The following is a 13,441-nucleotide window of genomic DNA, read 5'->3' as shown; positions in this document are numbered from 1 at the left end:
CGGGTCAGCTCAGGGTCTTGATCGCCGCCGCGTCGTACGGCTGCAGCTCGTCGAAGCGGTCGGCGAGCACCTTGGCGGCCCACTCCGGGTCCTGGAGCAGCGCGCGGCCGACGGCGACCATGTCGAACTCGTCGGCCTCCAGGCGGTCCAGGAGGTTGTCGAGGCCGCGGACCGGGGAGCCCTCGCCCTCGAAGGCGTGCACGAAGTCGCCGTCGAGGCCGACCGAGCCGACGGTGATGACCGGCTTGCCGGTGAGCTTCTTGGTCCAGCCGGCCAGGTTCAGGTCCGAACCGTCGAACTCGGGGAGCCAGTAGCGGCGGGTGGAGGCGTGGAAGGCGTCGACACCGGCCTCCGCCAGCGGGGTGAGGATGGACTCCAGCTCCTCGGGGGTCTGCGCGAGCCGGGCGTCGTAGGCCTCCTGCTTCCACTGCGAGTAGCGGAAGATGATCGGAAACTCCGGGGAGACGGCGTCGCGGACGGCGGCGACCAGCTCCGCCGTGAACCGCGCCCGGGCCACCGGGTCGCCGCCGTAGCCGTCGGTGCGGCGGTTGGTGTACGCCCACAGGAACTGGTCGAGGAGGTAGCCGTGGGCGCCGTGGATCTCCACGCCGTCGAAGCCGATGCGCTCGGCGTCCGCCGCGGCCCGGGCGAACGCGCCGATGACGGCGTCGATGTCGGCCTGGGTCATGGGGGTGGCGTCCGCGGTGCCGTCGACGCGCAGGCCGGAGGGGCCGTGGGAGGGGGCGTCCGGGAAGGGCGCGTCACCCTCGTTGCGGACGGTGCCGATGTGCCAGAGCTGCGGGACGATCGTGCCGCCGGCCGCGTGCACGTCCTCGGCGACCTTCGCCCAGCCCGCCAACTGCTCCTCGCCGTGGAAGCGCGGGACGCGGTCGCTCTGACCGGCCGACTCGTGGCCCACGTAGGTGCCCTCGGTGACGATGAGGCCGACACCGGCGGCGGCGCGGCGGGCGTAGTACGAGCGCACGTCCTCGCCGGGGACGCCGCCCGGGGAGAACATGCGGGTCATCGGCGCCATCACGATCCGGTTGGGGACGGTGAGGCCGTTGAGGGAGATCGGCCGGGACAGGATCCGGGCCGCGCGGGAGGCGGGGGTCGTGACGGTCACGTGGGGGCTCCTCGGGGATTCACTCGGTAGACCAGTCGGTATGTGCGCACGCAATGTTGCACCTAATGAATAAACCTCCGGCACGCGTTCGCGCATTCCACCCGCACCCCACCGGCTCCGTGACCCCGGTCACACCGCACACCCGTCGCGGGAAACGCCCGAGGGCGGCACCCCCTGCGTCAGCAGGAGGTGCCGCCCTCGGTCGGAAGGACAGGCGATCAGCCGGAGGCCGATCAGAAGTCCATGTCACCGCCCGGCATGCCGCCGCCGGCCGGCGCGGCGTTCTTCTCCGGCTTGTCGGCGATGACGGCCTCGGTGGTGAGGAACAGCGCGGCGATGGACGCGGCGTTCTGGAGCGCGGAACGCGTCACCTTCGCCGGGTCGATGATGCCCTCGGCGACCAGGTCGACGTACTCACCGGTCGCGGCGTTCAGGCCGTGGCCCGGGGTGAGGTTGCGCACCTTCTCCACCACGACACCGCCCTCGAGGCCGGCGTTGACGGCGATCTGCTTCAGCGGGGCCTCGAGCGCGATGCGCACGGCGTTGGCGCCGGTCGCCTCGTCACCCTCGAGCTCCAGCTTCTCGAAGACCTGGGAGGCCTGGAGCAGGGCCACGCCACCACCGGCGACGATGCCCTCCTCGACGGCCGCCTTCGCGTTGCGGACGGCGTCCTCGATGCGGTGCTTGCGCTCCTTGAGCTCCACCTCGGTGGCGGCACCGGCCTTGATGACCGCGACACCGCCGGCGAGCTTCGCCAGGCGCTCCTGGAGCTTCTCGCGGTCGTAGTCCGAGTCGCTGTTCTCGATCTCGGCGCGGATCTGGTTGACCCGGCCGTTGACCTGCTCGGAGGAGCCCGAACCGTCGACGATGGTGGTCTCGTCCTTGGTGATGACGACCTTGCGGGCACGGCCCAGGAGGTCCAGGGTCGCGTTCTCCAGCTTGAGGCCGACCTCCTCGGAGATGACCTCGCCGCCCGTGAGGATGGCGATGTCGCCGAGCATGGCCTTGCGGCGGTCGCCGAAGCCCGGGGCCTTGACGGCGACGGACTTGAAGGTGCCGCGGATCTTGTTGACGACCAGGGTCGACAGGGCCTCGCCCTCGACGTCCTCGGCGATGATCAGCAGCGGCTTGCCCGACTGCATGACCTTCTCCAGGAGCGGGAGCAGGTCCTTGACCGAGGAGATCTTGGAGTTGGCGATGAGGATGTAGGGGTCCTCGAGCACCGACTCCATGCGCTCCATGTCGGTCGCGAAGTAGGCGGAGATGTAGCCCTTGTCGAAGCGCATGCCCTCGGTGAGCTCCAGCTCAAGACCGAAGGTGTTGCTCTCCTCGACGGTGATGACGCCTTCCTTGCCGACCTTGTCCATGGCCTCGGCGATCAGCTCGCCGATCTGGGTGTCGGCGGCGGAGATGGACGCGGTGGAGGCGATCTGCTCCTTGGTCTCGACGTCCTTCGCCTGCTCCAGCAGGGCGGCGGAGACGGCCTCGACGGCCTTCTCGATACCGCGCTTCAGGGCCATGGGGTTGGCGCCGGCGGCGACGTTGCGCAGGCCTTCCTTGACCAGGGCCTGAGCGAGAACGGTCGCGGTGGTCGTACCGTCACCGGCGACGTCGTCCGTCTTCTTGGCGACTTCCTTGACCAGCTCGGCGCCGATCTTCTCGTACGGGTCCTCGAGCTCGATCTCCTTGGCGATGGAGACACCATCGTTGGTGATCGTGGGGGCGCCCCACTTCTTCTCGAGGACGACGTTGCGGCCCTTGGGGCCGAGCGTCACCTTTACGGCGTCCGCGAGCTGGTTCATGCCGCGCTCGAGGCCGCGCCGCGCCTCCTCGTCGAACGCGATGATCTTGGCCATGTGAAGTGGTCCCTCCAGGACTGGGGGTGATTCCTTCGGACCGCGCCCGCGCCCGCGACGGACGGCTCGCCGGCCGCGTGGTTCCTTGCCCCACTTGGCCTGCGGGCCTCACCGACCCGGTCCTTCGTTGTCACTCTCACCTTCAGAGTGCTAACGCCAATGATTAGCACTCGGCATGGTCGAGTGCAAGCGCCTCGCGGGGTAACGGGCCCTCCGTCAGCCCCGCGCGAACACCGGGCGCGGACACGGGACCGGGCACGGACGGACGCGGATCCCGCCCCGGACCGGGCACGGAGCAGGCACGGACCCGGGCACGGCGAAGGGCCCGCACCCTGTGCCGGTGCGGGCCCTTCGCCACAAAAGACGTTCAGGCGCCGAGGCGAACCATGTCGGCCTGCGGGCCCTTCTGGCCCTGCGAGATCTCGAACTCCACCCGCTGGCCCTCTTCCAGGGTGCGGTAGCCGTCCATCTGAATGGCGCTGTAATGGACGAAGACGTCCGCACCACCGTCGACCGCGATGAAGCCGTACCCCTTCTCCGCGTTGAACCACTTGACGGTGCCCTGAGCCATGCCTAACTCCCCTATTACTGGCCCTTGCACAGATCCGCACTTCGCGGACCCGGGTCAGACCTCACCCCCCATTGGCCGGGGGCGTGCGCCGGAACGCGTCGACCGCGGCTGAATGTATCTGTCCAACTGCCCTCTGCAACAGGTCAATCGGACGAGAAATCTGGAAGCGAGCGGTCCGGAATGTGGCGAGAATTCATCCGACTTCAGGGCAAGTCGGGCCCCACAAAGGGAACAAATGCCGCGGAACACCCCAGCACTTTGGCTGTTTCTTGTCGGGCGCACAGCACCGAATGAAGGGCCGCCGACCCGCGGACCGCGACCGTGTTCCCCAACTCTACCGCGCTCAATCACACAGAATTGCCCCCTCCGCTTCTCTTGTGGAGGGGGCAATCGCAGGAACAACATGTAACCGACGTTACCGAAGGTAATGATGCGGCGGATCAGCCGCCGGCGACCGCCGGAATGATCGACACGCCCGCGCCGTCCGGCGTGGCGGTCTGCAGGCCCTGCTCGAAGCGGACGTCGTCGTCGTTCACGTACACGTTGACGAACCGGCGCAGCTTGCCCTGGTCGTCCAGCACCCGGGCGGCGATCCCCGTGTGGTTCCTCTCCAGGTCGGCGATGACGTCGGCGAGGGTCGCGCCCTCGGCGGCGACCTCGGCCGAGCCGCCGGTGTAGGTGCGCAGGATGGTGGGGATGCGAACGGTCACGCTCATGCGAGGCCAGCCTCTCGGAAGGAGTCCAGGGTCGGGCGGATGGTGGCGGTGAGGCCGGTCCCGGCCACCGCGTCCAAAGTCTTCAGGCCGTCGCCGGTGTTGAGGACGACCGTGGTCTTCGCCGGGTCCAGCACACCGTTCTCGATCAGCTTGCGGGTGACGCCCACGGTGACCCCGCCGGCGGTCTCCGCGAAGATGCCCTCGGTCCGCGCGAGCAGCCGGATCGCGTCCACGACCTGCTGGTCGGTGACGTCCTCCACGGCACCGCCGGTGCGGCGCGCGATGTCCAGGACGTACGGACCGTCGGCCGGGTTGCCGATGGCGAGCGACTTGGCGATCGTGTTCGGCTTCTGCGGCCGTACGACGTCGGGCCCGGCCTTGAAGGCGGTGGACACCGGCGAGCAGCCCTCGGCCTGGGCGCCGAAGATCCGGTACGGCCGGTCCTCGACGAGGCCGAGACTGATCAGCTCCCGCAGACCCTTGTCGATCTTCGTGAGCTGGGAGCCGGAGGCGATCGGGACCACGATCTGGTCGGGCAGCCGCCAGCCGAGCTGCTCGCAGATCTCGTACGCGAGGGTCTTGGAGCCCTCCGCGTAGTACGGCCGCAGGTTGACGTTGACGAAGCCCCAGCCCTCGCCGGCCGAGTCGCCGATCAGCTCGGAGCAGAAGCGGTTCACGTCGTCGTAGTTGCCCTCGATGCCGACCAGCTCACCGCCGTAGACGGCGGCCATGACCACCTTGGCCTGCTCCAGGTCGTGCGGGATGAACACGCAGGAGCGCAGGCCGGCCCGGGCGGCGGCGGCGCCGACGGCACCGGCCAGGTTGCCGGTGGAGGAGCAGGACAGGGTGGTGAAGCCGAAGGCGCGGGCGGCCTCCAGGGCCTGGGCGACGACCCGGTCCTTGAAGGAGTGCGTCGGGTTGCCGGAGTCGTCCTTCACGTACAGCCCGCCGGTCACGCCCAGTTCGCGCGCCAGGTTGTCGGCCTTGACCAGCTCGGTCCAGCCCGGGTTCAGGTTGGGCTTGCCGGCGACGTCCGCGGGGACGGGCAGCAGCGGGGCGTAGCGCCAGATGTTCGCGGGGCCCGCCTCGATGCGGCGGCGCAGCTCTTCGGTGTCGTAGGCGGAGAAGTCGTAGGCGATCTCCAGCGGACCGAAACACTCCTCGCAGGCGAAGACCGGGCCGAGCGGCACCCGGTGACCGCACTCGCGACAGCTCAGGGCCGTGGCGGGACCGAGGTCGACGGTGGGACTGCTGGCGCTTGCAACTGTCTGCACAGCCATGGAGGCGAGGCCCTTTCTCCTCATCTTCCTCACGACGCACTTCGCCGTGAGACGGATTTGGCACCTTCCCTAGCCGGGAGCCTCGCGGAGACGATCAGAACTGATCTACGAGAACCGACTGGAGGGTTGCCGGGGCTTCATCGGGCCGTGTCCCTCTGCCCCTCTGGATGAGCAATATGTGGTTGTTGACGCGGGCGACCCCCGACATGCGATGGTCACCGGCGTTGTTCAAGACTGTAACCGAAGGCCAGGACAGTTGAGATAGTCGTCCGTACCGCGAGATGGATCACACCGTGTGCGTGTGGTCGTGACAGTGAGGAGCCGCAGACCGTGCTGGAAGAAGTCGAGCGCTGGCTGGCCGACCGCTCCTGGTCCGTGACCGACCGCCCGCTCCACCGCGTCCTGGCCGCCAAGCAGCGCACGGGCCAGACGATCAGCGTCGTGCTGCCCGCGCTCAACGAGGAGGAGACGGTCGGCGACATCGTCGCGGTCATCCGCCACGACCTCGTGGAGCAGATACCGCTGGTCGACGAGATCGTCGTCGTCGACTCCGGGTCCACCGACCGCACCGCGCAGGTCGCCGCGCGCGCCGGCGCCCGGGTCGTGCACCGCGACGCCATCCTGCCCCGTATCCCCGCCGTCCCCGGCAAGGGCGAGGTGCTGTGGCGCTCGCTGCTGGTGACCGGCGGGGACATCGTCTGCTTCATCGACGCGGACCTGCGCGAGTTCTCCTCCGACTTCGTCACCGGGATCGTCGGCCCGCTGCTCACCGAACCCGGCGTGGACCTGGTCAAGGCGATGTACGACCGCCCGCTCGGCGGCGCGGCCGGGCAGGGCGGCCGGGTCACCGAGCTGATGGCCCGGCCGCTGCTGAACATGCACTGGCCGCAACTGGCCGGCTTCGTGCAGCCGCTCGGCGGCGAGTACGCGGCCCGCCGCTCCCTGCTGGAGCAGTTGCCGTTCCCCGTCGGCTACGGCGTGGAGCTGGGGATGCTGGTGGACGCGCTGCACCTGGCCGGCCTGGACGCGCTGGCCCAGGTCGACGTGGGTGTGCGCCTGCATCGCCACCAGGACGGGCAGGCCCTGGGCCGGATGGCCGCCGCGATCTACCGCACCGCCCAGCTCCGGCTGGCCCGCGGCCATCTGGTCCGGCCCGCGCTGACCCAGTTCGAGCGGGGCGAGGACGGGTTCGAGCCGCGCACACCTACTCGGTGGACACCGAGGAACGGCCGCCCATGGTGGAGATCGCCGAGTACGCCGAGCGCAAGGTGGCGTGAACGGTCCGTATACGGTCCCGTTTGCGGGCGGACCGTACGTTTGAGCGTTTGTGGGCCGGGCTAGGTTGAGGCGTATGGCTTCCACGCACGGCACTGCTGAACAGGCTCAGGTGCTGGTCGCGTCCAATCGCGGCCCGGTTTCGTATCAGATCGACGAGGAGGGCTCGCTGCACGCCAGGCGGGGCGGCGGCGGGCTCGTCTCCGGGCTGTCGGCCATCGGGTCCGACGCGGACTCCGTGTGGGTGTGCGCCGCGCTCGGCGACGGCGACCGCGAGGCCGTGCGGCGCGCGGACGGCGGACTGCTGCCGGCCGCGGACACCGGCGGGCAGCGGGTGCGGATGCTCGGCATCGACCCGGCCGTGCACGCCGCGGCCTACAACGACATCGCCAACTCGGTGCTCTGGTTCGTCCACCACATGCTGTACCAGACCCCGATGGAGCCGGTCTTCGACGCGGAGTTCCGGCGGCACTGGGCGTCGTACCGGGCCTACAACCAGGCGTTCGCGGAGGCGCTGGCCGAGGAGGCCGCCGAGGGCGCCGCGGTGCTGATCCAGGACTACCACCTGGCCCTCGCCCCGCGCCTGCTCCGGGAGCTGCGCCCCGACCTGCGCATCGGCCACTTCTCGCACACCCCGTGGGCGCCGCCGGACTACTTCCGCCTGCTGCCCGACGACATCGCCGCCGAGCTGCTCGGCGGCATCCTGGGCGCGGACCGCGCGGCGTTCCTCACCCAGCGGTGGGCGGACGCCTTCACCGCCTGCTGTCAGGTGGTCCTCGGGCCCGACGCCGCCGCCGGCACCCGGATCGGGGTGCACGGTCTCGGCGCGGACGCGGACTTCCTGCGCGGGCGGGCCCACCAGGACGACGTGGCCGAGCGGATGACGGCCCTCCGCGCGGAGATCGGCCCGGGCCCCGACGGGACGGCGCGCAGGACGATCGTCCGGGTGGACCGCACCGAGCTGTCCAAGAACATCGTGCGCGGGCTGCTGGCCTACCGGCAGCTACTCGACGACCACCCCGAATGGCGGGAGAAGGTCGTCCACGTCGCCTTCGCGTACCCGTCCCGGCAGGACCTCGCCGTGTACCGCGAGTACACCGCCGAGGTCCGGCGGGTCGCGGACGACATCAACGAGCGCTACGGCACGGCGGGCTGGACCCCGGTCGTCCTGCACGTGAAGGACGACTTCGCCCGCTCCCTCGCCGCCTACCGGCTGGCCGACGTGGCCCTGGTGAACCCCATCCGCGACGGCATGAACCTGGTCGCCAAGGAGGTCCCGGTGGTCTCCGACGAGGGCTGCGCGCTGGTGCTGTCCCGGGAGGCCGGGGCGTACGAGGAGCTGGGCGAGGACGCGATCGTGGTGAACCCGTACGACATCGGGGGGACGGCGGACGCGCTGCACGCGGCCCTGAGCCTGCCCGTGGCCGAGCGGGCGGAGCGGTCGAAGCGACTGGCCGCCGCGGCGACCGCGCTGCCGCCGGCGCGCTGGTTCCTGGACCAGCTTGACGCCCTGCGCAACTGACCGGCCGGCACCTCGCACCTGACCGGCCGACAACCCGGACCGGTGCCCCGCACAGCCGACCGGCCGACAACCCGGACCCGGCAGCGGCTCGGTGCACTCGCCGCCGGCCGGCCGGCAACTTGGACCGATGCCCCGTGGAGCCGACCGGTCGGCAGCCCGGACCCGGTCGGCGGATGCGTGGCGGAGTTGACCGGTCGGCCGGTGCGCTGTGGAGTTGGCCGGCCGGTGCCCGGTGTTCCCGGGCACCGACCGGCCGAGAGCGTCACCCCAGGTGGGCCGCCAGCCCCCGCAGCAGCTCCACGACACCTTCCGGGCCGGCCACCACCAGGTCGGCGCGGTCCGCCAGCTCGGTGACCTCCGTGCTGCCGCTGCACACCAGCAGGCCGGGGGTGCCGGCGGCGCGGAGTTCGTCGACCGCGGCGAAGGCGGGCAGGTCGCCCAGGTCGTCGCCGGCGTAGACGACGCAGCCGGCCCGGGTGGCGCGGGCGTGGTCCAGGAGGGCCACGCCCTTGTCCATGCCCGGCGGGCGCAGCTCCAGGACCAGGCGGCCGGGTTCGACGATCAGGCCGTGCCGGGTGGCGAGGCCGGCGAGCGGGCCGCGCAGGGCCTCGAAGGCGGCCTGCGGGTCGGCGGCGCGGCGGGTGTGGACCGCGAGCGCCCGGCCCTTCTCCTCGATCCACGTGCCCTGCCCGGCGCCGGCGCGCTCCAGCAGGCCGGGCAGTTCGGCGCGGGCGGCGGCCACGCCCGGGTGCGGGGGCGGCGCGGTGACCTTGCCGGTGGCCGCCTCCCAGCGTTCGGCGCCGTAGTGGCCGAGGACGGTGAGGTGCTCCAGGCCGGGGACGTCCGCGAAGCCGCCGTAGCGGACCGCCACCTCGGGCGGGCGGCCGGTGATCACGGCGATGGAGGCCACCTCGGGGGCGAGCGCGGCCAGCGCGGGCACGGCCCCGGGGTGGGCGCGGGCCTGTTCGGGGTCGGCGACGATCGGGGCGAGCGTGCCGTCGAAGTCCAGCCCGATCACGGCGTCACGGGGCCGGGCGAGGAGCGCGGCGAGCCCGTCCCGGCCGGCCTGGGTGGTCGGGAGCGGCAGCGGGTGCAGGGAGTCCGTCGTGTGGGTGCCCATACGGCGACCCTATCCGCGGAAGGCCGGTCCACTCCTCAGCGTTCGGCGCGCCGCGTCTGCCGGATCCGGCGGAGCCGGTTGACGGTGACCGGGTCGTGGGCCAGGGCCCGCGCGTCGTCCAGGAGGGCGTTGAGGAGCTGGTAGTAGCGGACGGGGGACAGATCCAGCTCCTCGCGGATCGCCCGTTCCTTCGCGCCGGGCCCGGGGAACGCCCGGCGCTCCAGCGCGAGGATCGCCTTCTCGCGGCTGCCCAGTTCCATGGGAGCCACCGTAGCGCCGGGCACGGACAGCCGGACCGGTCGTGCCGTCGGACTCCCGCCGCGGGAGTCGGACGACCCGGCCTAGCCGGCGGTTCCGCTGTCGGCCGCCGTGGCCGTCGACTGGAGCCGGGTCAGGACGCCGGAAGGGCTGCCGCCGGGAGCGACGGCCTGCCCGATGTTCTGCTTCACGGCCGCGCTGACCGACGCCCAGGAGGTCTTGCCGACGGGGTACAGCTCGGACGTGGGCAACTGGTCCAGGAAGGGGCGCAGGACCTTGTCGGAGGACTTGCCGGAGGTGCTCATGGCGGTGGAGGCGGAGCCGGTGACCGGCAGCAGCCCGTAAGTGCGGGAGAAGGTGAGGACGTTCTTCTCGCTGTAGACGAAGTCGAGGAAGTCACCGATCTGCTCGGCGTGTCCGTTCTGCCGGAAGCCCATCATCCAGTCGGCGACGCCCATGGAGGCGCGGGCCTTGCCGGTGCGGCCCGGCATCGGCACCGTGCCGAACTTCACGCCCTTGCGGCCGGCCTGCTGGATCAGCGTGGGGTGCCCGGTGAGCATGCCGACCTGGCCGTCGGCGAACGCGGCGAAGGCGTCGGCGCGGTTGAGCTTGCCGGGGGCGACCGGGCCGGTCAGGTCCTTGCCGACCAGCTCGTCCTTGAGCCAGGCGAAGGTCTCCATGTTCTGCGCGGAGTCGAGGGTGTAGGTGCCGACGTCGTCGGTGTAGCCGCTGCCGCCGCTGAGCAGCCACTGCATGGTCTCGGCCTGGGCCTCCTCCGGGCCGAGCGGCAGGGCGTAGGGGTACTTCACGCCCTTGTCCTTCAGGGCGCGGGCGTCGGCGGCCAACTGGTCCCAGGTGGTCGGCGGGGTGATGCCGGCCCCGGCGAACAGGGTCTTGTTGTAGAAGAGCACCCGGGTGGAGGCGGCGAACGGGATGCCGTACTGGGTGTGCTTCCACTCGCCGGCGTCGGAGAGCTGGGAGAGGAGGTCGGCCTGGGTGCGGATGGAGAGCAGGTCGGACACCTGGTAGAGCTTGCCGGCCGCGGCGTAGTCGGCGTAGGCGCCGATCTGGGCCAGGTCGGGGGCGTGGCCGGCGTCGACCATCTCCTTGACCTTGCGGTCGACGTCGTTCCACGAGTAGACGCTGACCTCGACCTTCACGCCGGAGTGGTGCGACTCGTACTCCGCGGCCAGGTCGTCCCAGTACTTCTTGGAGCTGTTGGCGGGGGAGTCGCCGTAGTCGGCGGCGACGAGTCTGAGGGTCACGTCGGAGGAGCCCGTGCTCCCGCAGCCGCCGAGAACCGCCGTCATGCCCAGTGCGGACACCACCGCGATCGTTCCTGTCGTACGCCGACGCACCCTCAAAGCCCCAACCCTGCTGTCTGACCGTTCGATATATGGACAGCTAAGGTCTACACCACGTGAGTGGACTAGACCTTTCCCGGGTGGGAGGGTCACACTAGGGCCCGTGGTGAGACATGTCATCGCCCTCGACGTGGGCGGTACCGGAATGAAGGCCGCCCTCGTCGGCGACGACGGCGCCCTGCTGCACCGCGCCCGCCGTGCCACCGGCCGCGAGCGCGGCTCCGAGGCGGTGATCGAGGGCATCCTCGCCTTCGCCGCCGAGCTGCGCGCGTACGGCGTCGAGCACCACGGCGGACCGGCCGCCGCGGCCGGCATCGCCGTCCCCGGCATCGTCGACGAGGCCCGGGGCACCGCCGTCTACTCCGCCAACCTCGGCTGGAAGGACGTACCCCTGCGGGCCCTGCTCACCGACCGGCTCGGGATGCCCGTCGCCCTCGGCCACGACGTGCGCACCGGCGGACTCGCCGAGGGCCGGATCGGCGCGGGCCGGGGCGCGGACAGGTTCCTGTTCGTACCGCTCGGCACCGGGATCGCCGGCGCCATCGGCATCGACGGCCGGGTGGAGGCCGGCGCGGACGGTTTCGCCGGCGAGATCGGCCACATCCGCGTACGCCCCCAGGGCGCCGCCTGCCCCTGCGGACAGTACGGCTGCCTGGAGCGGTACGCCTCCGCGTCCGCCGTCAGCGCCGCATGGGCCGCCGCCTGCGGGAACCCGGAGGCGGACGCCGCCGACTGCGCCGAGGCCGTCGCGTCCGGTGACCCGAACGCCGTCCGGGTGTGGCAGGAGGCGGTGGACGCGCTCGCCGACGGCCTGGTCACCGCGCTCACCCTGCTGAACCCCCGCACCATGATCATCGGTGGCGGGCTGGCCGAGGCGGGGGAAGTGTTGTTCCAGCCGCTGCGGGACGCCGTCCGGCAGCGGGTCACCTTCCAGAAACTGCCCACCATCGTCCCCGCCGCCCTCGGCGACAGCGCCGGCTGCCTGGGCGCCGGCCTGCTCGCCCGGGACCTGCTGACGACCACCGCTCCCACGACTCCGGAGGTAAGCACCTGATGGCAACCGAGCGGGAAACTCCGGCCCCGGACAGCGCCCCGCCAGGGACGCGGGACGGTGACGATCCGCGGCCCGGCCGCGGGGCGCGGATCGCCACGGCGGACCAGCAGGTGCTCACCGGCGCACACGTGGTGCTCCCGACCAAAACCGTGCGCAACGGCCGGCTGGCCGTGGATGGCACCCGCATCACCGCCACCGCCCCGGCCGGCGCCCGGATCATCGACGTCACCGGCCACTGGCTCGTGCCCGGCTTCGTCGACATCCACAACCACGGCGGCGGCGGCGCCGCCTTCTCCGGCACCGCCGAGGAGATCCTCACCGCCGTCCACACCCACCGGCGGCACGGCACCACCACCCTCGTCGCATCCATGGTCACCGACGAGATGGACCTGCTCGCCCGGCAGGCCGGCCTGCTCAGCGAACTGGCCGAACAGGGCGAGATCGCCGGCATCCACTTCGAGGGCCCGTTCATCTCGCCCTGCCGCAAGGGCGCGCACGCCGAGGAACTGCTGCGCGACCCGGACCCGGCGGACGTCCGCAAACTGATCGACGCGGCGCGCGGCAAGGCCAAGATGGTCACCCTCGCCACCGAGCTGCCCGGCGGCATCGACTCCGTACGACTGCTCGCCGAGCACGGGGTGATCGCGGCGATCGGCCACACGGACGCCAGCTACGAGCAGACGGTCGACGCCATCGACGCGGGGGCCACGGTCGCCACCCACCTCTTCAACGCCATGCCCGGCCTGAACCACCGCACCCCCGGCCCCATCGCCGCCCTGCTGGAGGACGAGCGGGTCACGGTGGAACTGATCAACGACGGCACCCACCTGCACCCCGCCGCACTGGAACTGGCCTTCCGGCATGCCGGCGCCGGCCGGGTCGCGTTCATCACCGACGCCATGGACGCGGCCGGCATCGGCGACGGCCGCTACATGCTCGGCCCCATGGAGGTCGAGGTCAGCGACGGCGTGGCCCGGCTCGTGCACGGCGGCTCGATCGCCGGCTCCACCCTCACCCTGGACCGCGCGTTCCGGCGGGCGGTGACCGTCGACCGGCTGCCGGTGGAGGACGCCGTCACCGCCCTGTCCGCCAACCCGGCCCGGCTGCTCGGCCTCTCCGACCGCATCGGCTCCCTGGAACCCGGCAAGGACGCCGACCTCGTCCTGCTGGACGCCGACTTCCGGGTGAAGGGCGTCATGCGGCGGGGCGAATGGGTGGTAGCTCCCCAACTGCCCTGATCCGTACCGCCGTCGGGGAGACGGCCACCGCCCGCGCACTGGGCCGGCCGCCGTCTCTTTG

11 protein-coding genes, 1 pseudogene and 1 riboswitch are annotated in these 13,441 nt (G+C 71.6%); of the genes and pseudogenes, 4 read left to right on the top strand and 8 right to left on the bottom strand.

Going from position 1 to position 13,441, the window contains the following annotated elements:
• Positions 1 to 4: 4 nt before the first annotated feature.
• The 5 genes from D9753_RS19635 to thrC form a co-directional block, all read right to left on the bottom strand.
• The gene (locus D9753_RS19635) at positions 5 to 1,126 is read right to left on the bottom strand and encodes an NADH:flavin oxidoreductase (protein WP_121788177.1); all 1,122 of its coding nucleotides are present in this window, start codon (positions 1,124 to 1,126) and stop codon (positions 5 to 7) included.
• Between the two features lie 233 nt (positions 1,127 to 1,359).
• Entirely contained in the window at positions 1,360 to 2,982 is a 1,623-nt protein-coding gene (groL, locus tag D9753_RS19630) for a chaperonin GroEL (protein WP_121788176.1), read from the bottom strand.
• 367 nt (positions 2,983 to 3,349) lie between these two features.
• Positions 3,350 to 3,553 carry a cold-shock protein gene (locus D9753_RS19625; protein ID WP_121788175.1) on the bottom strand — a complete coding sequence of 68 codons (204 nt, stop codon included), beginning with the start codon at positions 3,551 to 3,553 and terminating at the stop codon, positions 3,350 to 3,352.
• Positions 3,554 to 3,993: 440 nt separating this feature from the next.
• Positions 3,994 to 4,269: a MoaD/ThiS family protein gene (locus D9753_RS19620; RefSeq protein WP_121788174.1), complete on the bottom strand. Its 276-nt coding sequence runs from the start codon at positions 4,267 to 4,269 to the stop codon at positions 3,994 to 3,996.
• Positions 4,266 to 5,549 carry a threonine synthase gene (gene thrC / locus D9753_RS19615; protein ID WP_163010739.1) on the bottom strand — a complete coding sequence of 428 codons (1,284 nt, stop codon included), beginning with the start codon at positions 5,547 to 5,549 and terminating at the stop codon, positions 4,266 to 4,268. Before thrC ends, D9753_RS19620 begins: the two co-directional genes overlap by 4 nt.
• Before the next feature lie 17 nt (positions 5,550 to 5,566).
• Positions 5,567 to 5,723, bottom strand: a riboswitch (SAM riboswitch).
• A 156-nt stretch (positions 5,724 to 5,879) separates the two neighbouring features.
• On the opposite strand from thrC, the pseudogene D9753_RS19610 reads away from it, so the two are divergent.
• Both D9753_RS19610 and D9753_RS19605 read left to right on the top strand, forming a co-directional pair.
• Positions 5,880 to 6,826, top strand: a pseudogene (locus D9753_RS19610) (glucosyl-3-phosphoglycerate synthase).
• A 74-nt stretch (positions 6,827 to 6,900) separates the two neighbouring features.
• On the top strand, positions 6,901 to 8,346 hold the full coding sequence (locus D9753_RS19605) for an alpha,alpha-trehalose-phosphate synthase (UDP-forming) (RefSeq protein WP_163010738.1): 1,446 nt from the start codon (positions 6,901 to 6,903) through the stop codon (positions 8,344 to 8,346).
• Positions 8,347 to 8,608: 262 nt separating this feature from the next.
• Here the strand turns inward: D9753_RS19605 and otsB are convergent, their stop codons facing one another.
• The 3 genes from otsB to D9753_RS19590 all read right to left on the bottom strand — a co-directional run bounded on the left by otsB (position 8,609) and on the right by D9753_RS19590 (position 11,082).
• Positions 8,609 to 9,466, bottom strand: coding sequence for a trehalose-phosphatase (gene otsB / locus D9753_RS19600; protein WP_121788171.1), 858 nt, complete (start codon positions 9,464 to 9,466; stop codon positions 8,609 to 8,611).
• A gap of 35 nt (positions 9,467 to 9,501) precedes the next feature.
• Complete coding sequence (locus D9753_RS19595) at positions 9,502 to 9,726, bottom strand: DUF3263 domain-containing protein (RefSeq protein ID WP_121788170.1); 225 nt, start codon at positions 9,724 to 9,726, stop codon at positions 9,502 to 9,504.
• A gap of 81 nt (positions 9,727 to 9,807) precedes the next feature.
• The gene (locus D9753_RS19590) at positions 9,808 to 11,082 is read right to left on the bottom strand and encodes an ABC transporter substrate-binding protein (RefSeq protein ID WP_449455870.1); all 1,275 of its coding nucleotides are present in this window, start codon (positions 11,080 to 11,082) and stop codon (positions 9,808 to 9,810) included.
• Positions 11,083 to 11,194: 112 nt separating this feature from the next.
• On the opposite strand from D9753_RS19590, the gene D9753_RS19585 reads away from it, so the two are divergent.
• Positions 11,195 to 12,142 (top strand): ROK family protein, encoded by a 948-nt coding sequence (locus D9753_RS19585; protein WP_205614405.1) that lies wholly within the window; start codon positions 11,195 to 11,197, stop codon positions 12,140 to 12,142.
• Between the two features lie 110 nt (positions 12,143 to 12,252).
• Positions 12,253 to 13,380: an N-acetylglucosamine-6-phosphate deacetylase gene (gene nagA, locus D9753_RS19580; RefSeq protein WP_121791170.1), complete on the top strand. Its 1,128-nt coding sequence runs from the start codon at positions 12,253 to 12,255 to the stop codon at positions 13,378 to 13,380.
• Positions 13,381 to 13,441 lie beyond the last annotated feature (61 nt).

The sequence above is a fragment of the Streptomyces dangxiongensis genome (assembly GCF_003675325.1).
GTDB classification, from domain to species: Bacteria; Actinomycetota; Actinomycetes; order Streptomycetales; family Streptomycetaceae; genus Streptomyces; species Streptomyces dangxiongensis.
This window is presented reverse-complemented; position numbering and strand designations above follow the sequence as displayed.